Annotated in this window: 13 protein-coding genes; 4 read left to right on the plus strand and 9 right to left on the minus strand. The window is 60.3% G+C overall.

The genetic code is table 11. From position 1 onward, the window contains the following. Window positions 1-401 precede the first annotated feature (401 nt). The 4 genes from OKW37_RS38765 to OKW37_RS38780 are packed head-to-tail and all read right to left on the minus strand — an operon-like array spanning window position 402 to window position 2,980. A complete protein-coding gene (locus OKW37_RS38765; RefSeq protein WP_090810663.1) occupies window positions 402-1,745 on the minus strand; it encodes an ATP-binding protein in 1,344 nt (447 codons plus the stop codon). Continuing rightward, window positions 1,742-2,482, minus strand: a complete 741-nt coding sequence (locus OKW37_RS38770; RefSeq protein WP_429355142.1) for a response regulator — start codon at window positions 2,480-2,482, stop codon at window positions 1,742-1,744. Before OKW37_RS38770 ends, OKW37_RS38765 begins: the two co-directional genes overlap by 4 nt. Window positions 2,483-2,489: 7 nt before the next feature. Next, entirely contained in the window at window positions 2,490-2,612 is a 123-nt protein-coding gene (locus OKW37_RS38775) for a hypothetical protein (protein ID WP_429355143.1), read from the minus strand. Continuing rightward, entirely contained in the window at window positions 2,609-2,980 is a 372-nt protein-coding gene (locus OKW37_RS38780; RefSeq protein WP_429402071.1) for a GFA family protein, read from the minus strand. Before OKW37_RS38780 ends, OKW37_RS38775 begins: the two co-directional genes overlap by 4 nt. A 521-nt stretch (window positions 2,981-3,501) precedes the next feature. Here OKW37_RS38780 and OKW37_RS38785 point away from each other — a divergent pair. Both OKW37_RS38785 and OKW37_RS38790 read left to right on the plus strand, forming a co-directional pair. Further along, window positions 3,502-4,545, plus strand: a complete 1,044-nt coding sequence (locus OKW37_RS38785; RefSeq protein WP_184061761.1) for a patatin-like phospholipase family protein — start codon at window positions 3,502-3,504, stop codon at window positions 4,543-4,545. Between the two features lie 2 nt (window positions 4,546-4,547). Further along, a complete protein-coding gene (locus OKW37_RS38790; RefSeq protein WP_429402068.1) occupies window positions 4,548-6,044 on the plus strand; it encodes a GntP family permease in 1,497 nt (498 codons plus the stop codon). Window positions 6,045-6,168: 124 nt separating this feature from the next. Here the strand turns inward: OKW37_RS38790 and OKW37_RS38795 are convergent, their stop codons facing one another. Continuing rightward, a complete protein-coding gene (locus OKW37_RS38795; RefSeq protein WP_167368809.1) occupies window positions 6,169-7,572 on the minus strand; it encodes a replication initiation protein in 1,404 nt (467 codons plus the stop codon). A 1,048-nt stretch (window positions 7,573-8,620) separates the two neighbouring features. Between OKW37_RS38795 and OKW37_RS38800 the strand changes: the two genes are divergently transcribed. Further along, entirely contained in the window at window positions 8,621-9,832 is a 1,212-nt protein-coding gene (locus OKW37_RS38800; protein ID WP_184061762.1) for a ParA family protein, read from the plus strand. After that, complete coding sequence (locus tag OKW37_RS38805; protein WP_184061763.1) at window positions 9,829-10,803, plus strand: ParB/RepB/Spo0J family partition protein; 975 nt, start codon at window positions 9,829-9,831, stop codon at window positions 10,801-10,803. Before OKW37_RS38800 ends, OKW37_RS38805 begins: the two co-directional genes overlap by 4 nt. 2,093 nt (window positions 10,804-12,896) lie before the next feature. Here the strand turns inward: OKW37_RS38805 and OKW37_RS38810 are convergent. The 4 genes from OKW37_RS38810 to OKW37_RS38825 all read right to left on the minus strand — a co-directional run bounded on the left by OKW37_RS38810 (window position 12,897) and on the right by OKW37_RS38825 (window position 14,850). Then, window positions 12,897-13,457, minus strand: coding sequence for a hypothetical protein (locus tag OKW37_RS38810; protein ID WP_429402066.1), 561 nt, complete (start codon window positions 13,455-13,457; stop codon window positions 12,897-12,899). A 1-nt stretch (window position 13,458) separates the two neighbouring features. Continuing rightward, a complete protein-coding gene (locus tag OKW37_RS38815) occupies window positions 13,459-13,731 on the minus strand; it encodes a hypothetical protein (protein WP_429402064.1) in 273 nt (90 codons plus the stop codon). After that, entirely contained in the window at window positions 13,728-14,390 is a 663-nt protein-coding gene (locus OKW37_RS38820; RefSeq protein WP_429402062.1) for a hypothetical protein, read from the minus strand. Before OKW37_RS38820 ends, OKW37_RS38815 begins: the two co-directional genes overlap by 4 nt. Window positions 14,391-14,457: 67 nt before the next feature. Beyond that, window positions 14,458-14,850 carry a hypothetical protein gene (locus OKW37_RS38825; RefSeq protein WP_221309191.1) on the minus strand — a complete coding sequence of 131 codons (393 nt, stop codon included), beginning with the start codon at window positions 14,848-14,850 and terminating at the stop codon, window positions 14,458-14,460. Window positions 14,851-15,676: the final 826 nt, after the last annotated feature.

The raw sequence follows: 15,676 nt of genomic DNA on the forward strand, positions 1-15,676 counted from the left end.
TCCATTGGCGTTTGTCAATTTATCGAAGACAAGGTAACGGACTGTGGCTCGCGATGCGATCGAATCCATCGATGCTGCGTTGCCGAATCTGGTTGAATTTGCGAATTAACAATTCACCACGCATCTGAATCGCTCGCATCGATAAGCCGCTTTGAATATCGATGATTTAACAATGATGCGACCTGCCGCATCACCGCCGCGGTTTTCTCAAATGATGGGGAATCGCTGAAGCGAGCTGAACCGGTGGTCGTTCAGAACTACTGAGAAGCACCAGAGCGACAGCTCGAAATTGGCGCGCGGGGATCATTAATAGTCCCAAACCCGACGACGATTTCGTAATGGCGGGCTTTGTGAATTTTTCTGACGGAATCGTCCGCGTGTCCGCGCCGCAAGAGGTCCAACTATGACTCGCGCAACTTCCTCAACGTCAGCCGCGCTTCGAGACCGCCGCCGACGCGGTTGTGCAGCGTGAGCGTCGCATCCATCGCGAGCGCGAGTTGCCGCGCGATCGCGAGCCCCAGCCCCGTGCCGCCCGTTTGACGATTGCGCGACCCTTCGAGCCGCACGAACGGCTCGAACACCGTCTCCAGCGACTCGACCGGAATGCCGGGACCGCGATCGAGCACCGACACGGTAGCCTCGCCATCGTGCAACGCCCCGATATCGATCTGCGCGGCGCCGCCGTACCTCAGCGCGTTATCGACCAGATTGCCGACGATGCGCTTCAACGCCTGCGGACGCATCGTCAGCGACTGGCCGAAGTGGCCCTGCAGTGACACTTGCTGACCCGCGTCGACGTAATCGCACACCAGGCTGTCGAACAGTGCATCGGGATCGATGCGGCGCGGCACCTCGGTCGTGCCATGCATCGTGCGCGCATAGGTGACCCCTTCCTTGACCAGCGCCTCCATTTCCTGCAGATCCTGGCGCAGCTTTGCGGCCTCGCTGTCGTTGTCCATCGTGTCGACACGCAGACGCATGCGCGTGATCGGCGTCTGCAAATCGTGCGAAATCGCCGCGAGAATCTGCATGCGCTCGGTCATGTACGTGGCGATCCGGTCCTGCATCGCGTTGAACGCGCGCGCGGCGCGCGCCACTTCGGACGGACCGGCTTCGCGCAGACGCGCGGCCTTCAGGTCGGGGCCGAGCGTGTCGGCCGCGACTGCGAGCTGATTGAGCGGGCGCGTCGCGAGCCGTACCGCCAGCCAGCAGCAGGCCGCGAGCACGAGCAGCTGCAGCGTCAGCACGAGCGGCAGCCAGCGCGACAACGGGGCGCCGGGCATCGGCCGCAGGTCGATGGTGAGCGGCGTGCCGTCGCTCAGTTTCAGGTGCACCTGCAGACGCTCGCGATCGCCCGGCACTGCGTTGACGGTCAACGGATAACGCGTGCCGATGCCATCGCCGATCGACTGCGCGACGCGTGCCGACAGGCTCGCGTCGACCGGGGTGCCTGGCACGCCCGGGCCGAGCACGAACTCATAGCTGCGCCGCGCGAGCCGCGGCAGCCACTGGGCGCGCTCGTCGGGCGGCAGATGATCGAGCAGCGCGACCGAGCTCGCCACCTCGCGCTCGATGTAGCCCATCATGATGTTGGTCATCGTCTGGTCGCGCTCGGTCATCGTGAGCCAGAACGACAGCGCCTGCGCAAGCGCGAGCCCGACGAACAAAATCACCGCGAGCCGCGCGAACAGCGTGCGCGGCCAATGCGGCCAGCGCAGCAACGACGGTGATGGAGATGCGCTCATTGCGGATCTCCGATCGCGGTCACGGCCGCTGAAAACACATAGCCCTCGCTGCGCAGCGTCTTGATGTAGCGCGGCTCGCGCGCGCCGTCCCGCAGGCGTTGACGCAGGCGGCTCACCATCAGATCGATCGAGCGGTCGAACGGATCGGCCTGGCGTCCCTGGGTGAGGTTCAGCAACTGATCGCGCGTGAGCACGCGCTGCGGATGATCGAGAAACACACGCAACAGACGGTACTCCGCGCCGCTCAACGCCACCTCGGTTCCGTCCGCGTCGAGCAGATGGCGCGCGGTCGTGTCGAGCCGCCAGTCGCCGAAGCACAGCATCGGCGCCGACTCCGTCACCTCCATGCCGGGCGGCAGCATGCGCGCGCGGCGCAGCACCGAACGGATTCGCGCGAGCAACTCGCGTGCGGCGAACGGTTTGATCAGGTAATCGTCGGCGCCCATTTCGAGGCCGACGATCCGGTCCGCTTCCTCGCTGCGCGCCGTCAGCATCAGGATCGGCACTGTGCGGAACTTGCCCGCGCGCAACTCACGGCACAGCACGAGGCCGTCTTCGCCGGGCAGCATCAGGTCGAGCACGATCAGGTCGGGCGCGCCGTTCTCGAGCGCGGCGCGCATCTGGCGGCCATTGGCCGCGAGCGAGACACGCACGCCGTTTTTCTCGAGGTATCCCGCGAGCAGTTCACGGATACCGCGATCGTCATCGACGATCAGTACGTGGTCGGAGGTTTCCATCGACGGATTATCTGCTGCGGCGTTTGAGTTGCACGCCGCTCGACTGGATCAATGAACACTGCAACGGATGCGCGAGTTCGGCCGCGAAGCCGCCCGCCACGAACACAGCGATGGCAAACAGGCGTCTCATGCGTCCTCCAGCACGGAAAGACTCGCGCCATCGGCCACGCCGGCTTCGAGCGCGTAAGGATCGAACCCGTCGAGGCAGCCGATATTGACGCGCCATTGCTGCGGATCCTTGCGCGTCTGATGAAAAGGATAGATGCCGCAATGCTTGCAGAAGTAGTGTTTCGCGACCTTCGTGTTGAACTGGTATAGCGTCAGCGAATCCTCGCCACTCAGAATCTTCAACTGACTGGCGGGAAAGAGCGGCGTCATCAGCGCGCCCTTGCGGCGGCACAGGCTGCAGTTGCAACGACCAGCCGGAACGATTTCGGTGCGAACTTCGAACTTGACGGCCCCGCAGTGGCAGGACCCTTGCAGCAACCCGGCGTTCATGATGCTCTCCGTGATTTGACGATGCCTGCTTTATAGCCCGGTTCATCAGTCGAATTATGTCGTAATGTATCCGGCGGCCGAGACGATACATTACATTGCAATACGCCGCGGCGATTAGCGCAAGGCGAAACAGCGAAGATATACACGCGAGTTAGCATTTAAGCGGCACGACGGGGCGCGCCGGCCGGCCTCCTTACACGCTGTTTTTGACCTCGGCGTGACCAATCGGATTTTCTATATTCCGCTTGAATGGCCGGCATTGCCAGGCACAATCGCGCGTGACCAGCAAGCGGGCGATGACGGCCACGAGCCGGTTGCTCGCAAGCTCCGTGAATCAAGTTGAATACGCTTGACTTTTAGTCACCGGCCACTTCCAATACCAATGGTGCAGTGCGATGTTTCGCCTTTGAAACACGCCTCACCTCATTCGGTAGTTCACAGCATTGGCCAGCAGTTCATTCGTCCGCCGTGCATGCGGCGTCAGCTCGCGAAATGGAGCACTCCTCACTACCGGAGTCGTCTTGGCTGCAACAAAAAACCAACCCACCCACCGCGAACCCGCCCTTATCGACCTCGCATTGCAAGGCGGCGGATCGCACGGTGCTTTTACATGGGGCGTCCTCGACCGTTTGCTCGAAGAGTCGTGGCTGCGGATCGAAGGAATATCGGGTACGTCGGCTGGCGCGATGAACGCCGCGGTGCTGGTGAGCGGCTATCAGGCAGACGGCGCGGCCGGCGCGCGCGCCGCGCTCGAAGCCTTCTGGCGGCGAGTATTCGAAGCATCGGTGTACAGCCCGTTTCGCCGTACCCCGTTCGACGTGTTGATGGGCCGCTGGACGCTCGACTACTCGCCGCTCTTCATCGCGATGGACCTCGCGGCGCGCGTGTTTTCTCCCTACGACCTGAACCCGCGCGGCGTACATCCGCTGGCGAAGATTCTGCAGGACTCGATCGATTTCGCGCATCTGCGCGACGCGCCGATCAAGCTGTTCATCACCGCGACGCGCGTGCGCACGGGCCAGGCGCGTGTGTTTCGCAATGGCGACCTGACGCCTGACGTGCTGCTCGCCTCCGGCTGCCTGCCCACGCTGTTTCAGGCCGTGCAGATCGACGGTGAAGACTACTGGGACGGCGGCTATGCCGGTAATCCGACCATGACGCCGCTGGTACGCGAATGCACGTCGAGCGACACGCTGCTGATCCAGGTCAATCCCGTCGTGCGGGACGAAACCCCGCGCACCGCGCGCGACATCATCAGTCGCCTGAACGAAGTTGCCTTCAACGCGCCGCTGCTGAAAGAGCTGCGCATGATCGCGCTGCTGCGCCGCGCGGCGGACCCCGGCAGCGACGAAGGCCGCCATTGGGCGGCGATGCGCATCCATCGGATCGCGAGCGAGCTGATGACCGAACTCGGCTACTCGTCGAAGCTGAACGCTGAGTGGAGCTTTCTGACGATGCTGCGCGACGAAGGCCGGCGTGCCGCCGAAGCGTTCCTCGCCGAGCACGGCGATTCGATCGGCGTGCGCTCCTCGCTGGATCTCGACGCGTTGCTCGACGGAGTCTGACCATGGAAGTCATCACCCTGTCACCGCTCGCGATCGGTCTAGGGCTTTTCGGCATGCTCGCGAGTCTCGCGCTGCTGATCGGCTTCGCGTACCGCGGCTGGACCGTGCTGCTGCTCGCGCCGTTCGCCGCGATGCTGGCCGCCGCGATTTCGGGCGAACCGATTCTCGCGCATTGGACCCAGACCTTCATGCTCAGCGCCGCGCGCTTTCTCGCGCAGTTCTTTCCGTTGTTCCTGCTCGGCGCGCTGTTCGGCAAGCTGATGGAAGACAGCGGCTCCGTGAAGGCGATCGCCAGTTACATGACGGAGAAGCTTGGCGCGCATCGGGCGATTCTCGCGGTCGTGATCGGTGGCGCACTCGTCACCTATGGCGGCGTCAGCCTCTTCGTGGCGTTCTTCGTGCTCGCGCCGATGGCCACCGCCCTCTTCCAGGCCGCCAATATTCCGCGCCGTCTGATGCCGGCCGCGATCGCGCTCGGCACGTCGACGTTCACGATGTCCGCGCTGCCCGGCACACCGGCTATCCAGAACGCGATCCCGATGCCGTTCTTTGGTACGACGCCGTTTGCGGCGCCTGGGCTTGGCATCATCGCGAGTATCGTGATGGTGGTGTTCGGGCTCTGGTGGTTGTCCTTGCAGCAATCGCGCGCGAAGGCGGCCAATGAAGGATTCGACGGACTCGAGGCGGCGGTGAAATCCACCGGGGCGCCGGCCAGCGACAACCTCGTGCGCGAGCGCGCAAGCGTATCGCAGAGTTTCGATCCGGAGGAAGCGAAGCGCGGGCATGTCAGCGAGAGTCTGCCCTCGTTCGGCGTCGCGCTCACGCCGCTCGTGCTCGTCGTGCTGACGAACTTCGTGATGAACGTGATCGTGCTGCCGCGCATCGACGCCGACTATCTGACCGAGGTCCGTTGGGGCGAGACGTCGCTTGCGGCGGTCGGCGGTGTGTGGGGCGTGTGCGTGGCGCTCACCGTCGCGATCGTCGTGCTCGTGCTGCTCAATCGGCATCGCCTGCCAGCGCTGCGTGAGACGATCGATGCGGGCGCGAATGCATCGGTGCTGCCGGTGCTCAGCGTCGGCAGTCTGGTCGGCTATGGCGCGGTGATCGCCGCGCTGCCAGCGTTCGCGCTCGTGCGCGAATGGGTGCTGGGTATCGGCGGTGGTCCGCTCGTATCGCTCGCGGTCGCCACCAATCTGCTCGCGGCGCTGACCGGCTCGGCCTCGGGCGGTCTCACCATTGCGCTCGACGCGCTCGGCAGCACCTATCTGCAACTGGCTGCGCAATACGGCATCGACCCGGCGCTGCTGCATCGGGTCGCCGTGATTTCCTCAGGCACACTCGACAGCCTGCCGCATAACGGCGCGGTCGTGACGCTGCTTGCCGTGTGTGGGTCGAACCACCGCGAAAGCTATCGCGACATCGTGATCGTCGGGATTCTCGGCGCGTTACTCGCGCTGGTGGTGGTGATCGTGCTGGGCTCGCTGTTCGGGTCGTTCTGAGCGTTCTGAGCGTCTGAAGTAGCAAGGGGTCTTGCACTGACGTTGCTATCCGTCAGTGCAAGACCCCTTTCTATTTGCCGGTCGGCTCAGTTTGGGCTGCTTTGCAGCCGATTTCCGGCTCACTTCACGCCGCCGCGCGCGCCGCATTCATCCGGCCGAACACGAACTGCCCCAGATACCAGACCAGCTCGGTATTCGCGAAAATCGCATCTTCGGTGACCGTTGACGGTTCGAGCTTCATCCGACGCAGCATCAGCTTGCCTTCGCGCGACGTCGTCCACGCATGCATCAGTTCCTTGCGCGTCTTCGCATCGGCGGCGTTGAAATGGTCGCGGCCCTTGCGCGAATCCTCGTTCATGCGCGCGCGCACTTCTTCTTCGCGCGTCGCGATGCTGTGCGCCACGGTCTTTCTCGTTTCGGTCTTGACCGCCTGTTCCTGCGTTTCGTCGGCGAGCAGTTTGGCCTGTACGTCGACCATCGTGCGCTCGGCGTCGGAGATCTTCCAGTTGTCGCGTAGCGCGCGCATCAGGTAGCCCGCGGGGCTCTTCTTGACCTGGCCGCGCTTGACCCTGAAGCGCGTGTATTCGACGGCCTGCTGGATACGTTCGTCGGTCCAGAGTTCGCGGTTCTCCGAAATCTCGCTGAACTGCTTGGTCGAGAGCCCGAATTCGTCGGTGAGAATCTTGTACAGATGGCTCGCGTCGGCGAGGCTCGCGAGTACCGCGTCGGCTGTGTCCTTGCGCTTGAGCAGGAAACGGATGCGGTCGATTTTCTTCGACGTCGTGGATGCAGTCCGCGTCTCATAGGACATCTCGACGTCCGACACTTCGTTGATCTCGCGCACCGCCGGCTCGAGCCAATCGCGCTTGAAGTATTTGAAGATGGCGGCATTCGCGCCCATTTTGCCGGGCCAGTTGCGCATTTCCTCGAGCTGGATCCAGTCGGTGCGTCCCGCGGGCACGTTGGGCAAAACTTTGTCGTAGATCGCGCGCGCTAGACTGCGCGTGAACGCGGTGGAAATGCGCAAGCTCAGCCAATGCGATTTCTGCGGATCGCGGATATGCGGCACCAGCCGCGGATGGACGTCGAAACGCATACGTCCGCGATGAAAACCGACCATGCCGATCAACTGAACCTGCACCCACAGATCGTTTTCGTTGGGATCGCGGTCCGCGGGCGTATTCGTCACGCGAACTTTCGCGTTCTGAGCTTCGTCGGCGATCGTGCGCAAGTGCTTCAGGTTGCGGCTGTCGTAACGCATCAGCCACTTGAAGTAGTTGAGTTCGACGTCGTACTGATCGCGCTGCTCGGGCTCCTGTGCGACGATGAAGTACGCGGCATCGAGAAAGCGCCGCGCCGGCAGCCCCATATTGACGATTTCGGTGAAGAAATCGTTGCGCTGATAACCGATCTCGCGATTGGCCTCGTTGATGCGCAATCCCTGATCGAACATGTCTTCGAACAGCGCGAGCGCCATCTGGCGTGACGTCGCTTTCGACCTGCCCTCTTCCGGATTGTCCGCGGCCATGTTCTTCATCCACTTTTTTGCTCCCGGGACTGTAAGCATGCGGTGGTGAGCTGTCAACACACAGAACCTCACCATCAAACGACCGCGGCGGAGGCCGTTTCGGCGTCCCTTCCGCGTTTCGGCACACAGAACCTCACCATGCTCACAAAGAACCTCACCTTGCGGGCGGGCGTTCGCGATGCAAAGCCTTATGCGACGGCCCTTTCAACCTCGTTCCCAGTAGCTGCACAACCCACCTCACCTTCGCGATTTGACGCAGCGGCAAACACATCGAACCGCACCTTGGTGGGGAATCGGTCTCACCTTGCTGCACAACCAACCGCACCTCTGAGCACAGCGAACCTCACCTTCGACACAACGCACCTCACCTTTTGGAACTTAAGTGCTTGAACAGATTGAATAGTGTTTGGTTGCGTTGGTTTGTGGGTTTGTTCTCGGTTTTAAAAAAACTTACCAACCCGGCACACAGAAATAAATGCGGCTGAAGATTGCGCGATGCAGCATGGTGAGGTTGATTGTGCGAAACGTTGAGCGGGTTTGGAAGAGCTGTTGCCAAGGTGAGGTTGGTTGTGCTGCTACGGTGATTGGCAACCCTTGGCGATGAGCTGAACCGTCTGGCTGACGACTTGGCGCCGGTGTGTCGCCGCTTCTGTGGGTGAGGTTGATTGTGCATTTGCGTTCTAAGTTCGGGGAGCGCTCGCAGGGGGGGTGGCGAAAATCTAACAATGGTGAGGTCGGTTGTGCAAAAGATCGCCGGACCGGTCTTTCAGGAAATGAGAAAGTGCACAAATGACCTCACCAAGTGCCTAAGTCTCGAGCAGGAGTGCCGACTCCGCTACCCAGATTGCGAAGAAAGGTGAGGTCATTTGTGCCTTCGAGGACGCAGTGTTTCTAGGCTCGTTTAGTTTCCACGGCGATTCCGCAACCGAAAACGGTCTGGAAATACAGAAATTTGCAGAAAATCCGCATAAAAACAGTAATTTAAAAAGCTATTTTCAAGTATTTCCTGTATTCTGAGGTTTCTGGAATTTTATGGAAAAACCTCAGAATGGTCAGAACGAGCCAACTTCCTGCCGTAGACCGAACCGTTCACTTTGAGCAGATCAGTGAGTTCGCAGAAAAAGTCACCATTTTCACTAATGAGCTGCGTGACACGATTCTGGCTCCGCGTCCTCGAAAAACGGCTCCCGTTTTCAAGACCGGCGAGATTGCCGAGATGTGCAACGTCTCACACTCGCAGGTTCAGTATCTCGCGACAAAAGGCGACGGAGAACTGCCTTCGGGCACGGCGGCAGGCACGGGCCGTACCCGGACCTTCACGCTGGAAGAGGCGCGGATCTGGGTACAAAAGATTTCCGACATCTACCAGACTCCGCTGGTCACGCGCCTGAAGGAGCCAGACGGGAAGATCATTATCACCGCGCAGCTCAAAGGTGGCTCCGCCAAGACGACGACGACGATGTGCCTCGCCCAGGGGCTGTCGCTGCGGGGACGCAAAGTGTTGGTGGTTGATCTCGACCCGCAGGCGTCGCTTTCGGAGCTGTGTGGACTGTACGCGGAAAAAGACGTGACGCCTGAAGACACAGTATTGCCGTACGTCTACGACCAGGACAGCGAAGGTGGCCTCGAGGGGCGGGTCCAGTCGACGTACTGGGATGGCATCGACGTGATTCCTGCGCACACGGAACTGATTGGAGCAGAGTTCCATCTGCCGGCGATGCAAAAGATGCGACCGGGTTTTCGCTTCTGGACCGTGCTTCGTCAAGGGCTCGAGCCGCTGCGCAAGAAGTACGACTACATTCTCATGGATACGTCGCCGTCGCTGTCGTACCTCAATCTGAACGCGCTGATGGCCGCGGATGCCATGGTGATGCCGATGGTGCCGGAAAACCTGGACTTCATCAGCTCGCTGTCGTTCTGGCGACTTTTCTCGGACGTGTCCAAAAGCTTTATCAAATTCGAGACGGACAAGAAGTACGACTTCGTGTCGCTGGTGTTGTCGCGGGTCGATTATGGGCGGAACTCGTCGGCGCCGATCGTGCGCGCGTGGGCGCAAAGCGCGTACGAAAACTGGCTGCATTCGATCGAGGTACCGGCGAGCTCGGTGATGAGCACCGGGGCGTTGGCGTTCTCGACCGTCTTCGACATCAGCAGCAATCACAGCGCGGCCAAGTCGTTGCAACGCGTGCGGCAACCTCTCGTCGACTACTGTCGCTGGATCGACGAGATCTATTCGGAAAAATGGAGGAACGCGCAATGAGCAATATGCGAGAACAGTTGCTGGCCAAGACCTCGGGCATTCGCAAAACTTCGTCGATCAACGAGGACGAGGTGAAGCGCAGCAACCGCACGCAAACGGCGCCCGGCCTTGCCGGCGCGCTGGCCGTTGCGCAACTTCGCGTGCAGGAACTGGAATCGACTGGCGTCGCATCGCAACTGGCGGTTGCAGGCATCTTGCCGAACCCTTGGCAGCCGCGTCGCGTGTTCAACGAAGCAAAGTTAGCCGAGCTCGCGGAGTCGATCCGCGAAGTTGGACTGATGCAGCCGATCGTGGTCCGTCGTGTCGCGGACGACTATCAGATCGTCGCCGGCGAACGACGCTGGCGTGCGCACAAAATGTTGGGGCTGGACACGATCAAGGCCGTGGTCGCGGATTGCTCCGACTCGGATATGGCCGTGCTCGCAATGGTCGAAAACATTAGCCGCGACGACCTTGCTGACTATGAAATCGGCGTGGCGATTCGTCGATCGGAAACAGAGTTCCCGAATCGCAAGCGACTGGCGGAAGCGATGGGATTGTCGCGGGCAGGTCTGTATCAGTTCTTGTCGTTCGACAATCTGCCGGACTTCATCAAGAAAGATCTCGATATTCAACCGCGACTATTGGGCGGGACTGCGGCGCAAGCAATTGCAGCGGCTATCAAAAAGCATGGCGAGGATGGCGTTAAAGCCGCTCGCGAAATTTGGCCTCTGTTGGTGAGAGGCGAAATGGATCAGGGCAAGGTCGCGGCGGCAATCACCGCCCTGGCGACCCGGCAGACGACGTCGGGTGGTACCAGCGGACGCAGCATCGAGAAATTTTTCGCGGGACGAGAGCACGCTGGGAGCATCACCAAGGATGTGAGTAACTTCACGATCAAGATCAAGACCGGAGTGATCACCGAGGCGCAAGAAGTTCAGATACGACAGTTGATCGGACAGATGTTCCAATCGCAGCCGAAGACGAGCTAATCGGTGGTTCGGTTGTAGTGTTAAAAGGCCCGCTTAGTGCGGGCTTTTTTTTGGGTCAATCAAATCGGTCCACCTCGAAGAGTGTCTAGAGTCTAGACACTCACCCCGCAGCCCTACCTTTGCGCCATCCGGTGTCTAGACTCTAGACATTCTTGACGACGCACCCCCGATGCCGATGAAAGCGTGCCGCGTCCGCGCGAACGCACATCCTTTGTGCCTTGCACGACCCGTGGAGCGATTCACGCAGTATTGCGTTCGCAGCGATCTCGCAGGCACCTGCGGCGGGGCAGCCGCTCGCCATGAGCGAGACAGCCAATGACTGGGGATTTCTGATGCATCCATTGAGCCGGGTTCGGCTGCTTCGTTGACGGTCACATTACCCGGAGCACATACAAAATCGCACAGGCGACATATGACGGACGGGATGAAGGGCCAGCCCTCTGTCCTATAAACGTAAACTCTATTCCGGCAGACCATCCACGGTCATTCTCAACCCAACGCCGCATCAGCGCGTTTCCCCGAGACGACTCGACTCCGCTATCGTCGGTCCCAATCTTCTCAATGAGAAAGGCCGCGGCCCTTAGTGCGCGACATGCATTGCACATGGTTGTCCATGAACAGCTGTGTTCATGATGGCGCTGTCGGCCGCAGCAAACCTCGGCGAAGATCGTCGACGTCCCGCAAGAATGCTTCACTCTCCCGGTGTACCTCAGGCAATGAACGCGCGCAGCGTTGAGGCCACCGCTTATCGACCGCAAAGTCGGCAGTCGTTCTGCCGGAAAAGCTGTTCCGTACGATTAGCAATGAAAGCGGCACGAACAAACGCGCAAAGGAAGGGCTGTGAATGGGGCTTGCCTCAGCGAACAGACGACATGCGTCAAGATCCGGCGGGAGCCAGTTATTACTGGAACGTCGCGTTAAGGAACCCCGAATCATGTATCGCGCGTTCTCTCAAACGATGCATCGCCGTTTCGCAAACGGTGTTCGCCACGGCGCAAGCTTGTCCTCAAATCAGATCCTGTTGCTGATCCAGCGTCTCGATCGACGACCAGAAAGTCAATCGCGAACGCCTGCCGGCCGCGATGAATTGGTCGTAATCGCGTTAAACCAACATCCCACCGTCGTCAAGAGAGGACACTCTAAAGGTAGTTGATGTCGGTCGTCACGCCTACCGATCTACCCACCCGCCGGGGAGACACCCAGATAGAAGTATTCGAAGGGATGCATCGCAACCGCGCCGATCATTTTTGGGCAAGCACCGGAGTAATGAGTGACTCGACCGCAACGAATGATCTCCGTCCGATCGGATCTCACGCCACCCGGATGGGCCTGCGTCAGACCACTCGTTCAGCGCGAAATCAACATCGCTGCTCTCAGATCATCCGCAAGAAATCCGTCGGACGATGGACGGCAGGATAGGTGAGGGCAAGCGCGCAAATCTCGCGAACGTAAAGAGTCTCTCCCGGCCCGCCCTGTGATATTGATTAGCAGGACGATCGCGCATCCGCAATGCGAGCGACTGTCAGTCGCCAGGCGTGTGGCCAACTTGAACTTCAGCAGATGCAGCAGTCGCGCATCGGCAACCTAACAATATACGGGGACCGAACATACGGTCAACTTTTGCGAACTAAATATCGAAAAACGAGTGACTCTTAGCCAATACGAGCGAGAATTTTCGATTCTTCGGCCAATCTCGCCAACCGACACGGCGTGAAACATAGCGAAACGTCTTCTATGCGTGTCAACCTATTGTTTTAAAAGACTTTTTTCGCCAATGCACGCCATTGTTTCACGCCAATCAGTCAAATTGGTGCACGATACCCCATCACTCCCACCAAACGGCGACAACACGCCAGAATGAACACACGTGCCCCGCCAATCCGTAACATTCAATACGTAATTTGTAGCGAAAGAATTTCGAGCGTTCCGCTGACCTGACCGCTCATTCGAACCAATCTTCCGCGCCTGCCTCGATCACGCTGGCTTGATTCGGAACGCTGTACCAGTGATTCGAACAGAGCCCAGCAACAGCAAGCTCGTCAAGTCCGAGCCCAAGTCCGAGCCGCCGCAAAAGACAGCTGGCCCCGCCGCCATCACTTCGCTATCCGAGCCTCCCCGCAAACCTCCCCGCGCTGATCGATCTGCGCAATATCCTCATGCAAGATCCGCCGAATCTCGAGGATCGCCCGCGGCGTCTCCTGCACACTGTGTCCAGCAACAATCACCTTCTCCGACAGCGCGCCCACGAGATGCGCGCTGCGATAAGGGACCACGCCATCGTCGGAATCTTCGGGCGGCCCGTTTTCGCGCAGCTGTTCGATGCTGCTAGGCACATGGAAGGTCCGTCCCTGCGGTTCGATGTTCGTCGCCGTCTGCATCACTTCCTCGATCTCGTTCAGCAGGGCAAGCGGCAGACGCACGAGGTTGGCCGCCCAGCGCGACAGCCGGTTGCTCGCGAACGGCGTGCCTCGATGGGGGGCCGCGATAAATATGGCGCGCTCGATTTGCGGCATCGGCGTGAAGTTCAGTAGCCGATCGAGCCGCTCGTCCTCGCGATCGATATCGGTGCCCTCGGGCACGTACTTGTCCTCGAACGTCGCCCAAAGCGCGTCGCCGGAAGTCGACACGAGCAGCCGCGCCAGAATGCCGCCCATGCTATGACCCAATCAACACCATGCCATGCGACGCCGGCGCAGTACCGTCTGGATCGAAGTGCGCGAGCGTCTGTTGCGTGGCGCGGCGGATGCGCGCGAGGTTGACCAGAATCGGCACGTTGGTCGGGTAGTAGACCTGCCACACCTGGAAATGCTGGCGAAGCACTTCATCGCCCTGAATATCGTTGGCGACGTTGACCCATGCCTCGGGGCTGCTCGCGAGGCCGTGCAGCATCAGAATGATCCGTCGATTGGGATCGAACGGTTGCATCATGTAGATGCGGGCGTATCGATACCGTGTGCGCGTCCAAACAGCGTGCGCAACGATTGCCCGGCGAAGCCCGAGCGCGCGAGCCAGATGCCGTAGCCCGCGCTGAAGTTGGCCGAAAGTGGCACAGTCTGGCCGTGTCGCTCGACACTGTCTTCGCGATACGGATCATAGACGAACAGCACGACCTCATGCGAGGCAAGCACCTGTTCGAGCATGCCCTGGCTGAACAGGATCGACGCGGTCACGTTCGGCGACGGCATCTCGCGGAAAAAGCGCGACGCCGGCCTTGGCCGTCCCGCGGCTGCCGACGACACGCCGAGGTTGAACGGTGCGCTCGCGGGACCATCGACGCGGGCGGACACACGCGTGTCGGCGCTGGCATTGCCACCCGCATCGACATCATCTTCAGGCGGCGGCACGTTCATCACAGCAACGAGTTCCGCCCCCAAACCATCGCGTCGATAAATGCTACGTATCCCCGCGAACGACAGCCGCGACGCCGGGATGACTTCGCGCGGTTCGCGCACGCCTTCGGGTAGCCGGGTTCGGCTCAGGTCGGGATGAATGGACCAGCCTGCCATGTACTGCGTACCCGGCACGCCGTTGCCGGCATCGGTAGCGAGCGCGCCACGCAGAAGCAGCGCGTGGGCAAGTTCTTGCACCGCGTAGTTGTAGTAGTCACGGACCTGGGTCTGACGATCTTCGAATGCACGTTCGCCAGCAGTGCGTTCACCGAGGAACAGAAATGCATACGCGAATCGCGCGGCCCTGAGCCACAGATCGAATTGCGTCGCTCCAATCGCTGGCGTTGGCCGGCGTGTTGGTGATGGCCATCTGCAACGACAGTTCAGCGAGGCTCGACAATCGCCGGTCGGTATTGATTCCGCCGACGGTCAAGATCGTATTGATGCAAGCGAGCGGCTCACGTTGGCAGGTGTTCCCATCGAGTGCCGCGATGTGCAGCGTGCTCGCGTCGCGGCGCTCAGACGGCCGGTCGATAGAATGTCGCCGCGGCGCATCGCGATGTACTGCTCCGGGCCTTGCGAGCTGACGGTGACCATCGCGCAACCGCACAGAAGACTGCCAGTGAGCAGCGCGAGTGCCGCGCACCGCGATGTCCACGATGCGAGCGAGCGCGTCATGATGCGTCGAACCGGTTCGTGCGAGAGGGCAGCCGCGCTACGCCGATGCAAGCGATGAACGCTGGCGGCGGCCCGCGACGTCGCAATTGCCAACTTTCTTTTCACGCAGAGTTGCGTCACCCATCGGCGAAACAAAAATTCCTTGAAACCTATAGTACTTTTCCCCATGGCATTTCGTGACTAGTACAGCAGAATAGCCATGCTTATATTTCATCAACAGAAGCCGAAGCAACCATAGAACGAGTCGGTATGACCGTAGCAAGTCGCGAATCGATTGACGGCTTGCGCATTGTTCGGCCATGATGCCTGTGACGAACTGAAAGGGGCAATGACGCACGCATGACACGGGCAAACCACCAGTGAACTGCGCGAAGTCATGAACGCCTATGACGGCTTTGATATACCGCTTAAGGTAAGCAATCGATACGATCGTGCTGCGCCTGTGAGGCTCTTGACAGCGAATTGTTTGGGAACTTTAATAATTTTGCAGCAAGGTTCCATCGAAGGGATCTGATTCAACGCTGCAATCCGCCCGCATATTCATTCGTCTTCAGGTTTTGCGGAATCGTCGTGCATTCCATACAGGGCGGGTTCGGCAATTTCCTCAGTCTTGCTTCGGCATGGCGAAGCAGTTTGGCAGTTCGACAGGATGCCTGACGAACGGAGCCGGAATGACGACACATGGGTCGCGGCTGTAGTCCCGACGGCCACAACACCATTGTCGCCGATGGACTGGTTTGAACGACGTTGCCGGTCCGACAGAAGGGATGCCGCTGTTCCTCGAGTCTGACCTGGCCGTGGAAGTC

Source organism: Paraburkholderia sp. MM5482-R2 (genome assembly GCF_050436125.1).
GTDB classification, from domain to species: Bacteria; Pseudomonadota; Gammaproteobacteria; order Burkholderiales; family Burkholderiaceae; genus Paraburkholderia; species Paraburkholderia tuberum.

Excerpts from the sequence above, each read along its gene's own strand:
- OKW37_RS38765 (WP_090810663.1), bottom strand. The coding sequence starts at position 1,745 with ATGAGCGCATCTCCATCACCGTCGTTGCTGCGCTGGCCGCATTGGCCG.
- OKW37_RS38770 (WP_429355142.1), bottom strand. The coding sequence starts at position 2,482 with ATGGAAACCTCCGACCACGTACTGATCGTCGATGACGATCGCGGTATC.
- OKW37_RS38775 (WP_429355143.1), bottom strand. The coding sequence starts at position 2,612 with ATGAGACGCCTGTTTGCCATCGCTGTGTTCGTGGCGGGCGGCTTCGCG.
- OKW37_RS38780 (WP_429402071.1), bottom strand. The coding sequence starts at position 2,980 with ATGAACGCCGGGTTGCTGCAAGGGTCCTGCCACTGCGGGGCCGTCAAG.
- OKW37_RS38790 (WP_429402068.1), top strand. The coding sequence starts at position 4,548 with ATGGAAGTCATCACCCTGTCACCGCTCGCGATCGGTCTAGGGCTTTTC.
- OKW37_RS38795 (WP_167368809.1), bottom strand. The coding sequence starts at position 7,572 with ATGGCCGCGGACAATCCGGAAGAGGGCAGGTCGAAAGCGACGTCACGC.
- OKW37_RS38800 (WP_184061762.1), top strand. The coding sequence starts at position 8,621 with ATGGTCAGAACGAGCCAACTTCCTGCCGTAGACCGAACCGTTCACTTT.
- OKW37_RS38805 (WP_184061763.1), top strand. The coding sequence starts at position 9,829 with ATGAGCAATATGCGAGAACAGTTGCTGGCCAAGACCTCGGGCATTCGC.
- OKW37_RS38810 (WP_429402066.1), bottom strand. The coding sequence starts at position 13,457 with ATGGGCGGCATTCTGGCGCGGCTGCTCGTGTCGACTTCCGGCGACGCG.
- OKW37_RS38815 (WP_429402064.1), bottom strand. The coding sequence starts at position 13,731 with ATGATGCAACCGTTCGATCCCAATCGACGGATCATTCTGATGCTGCAC.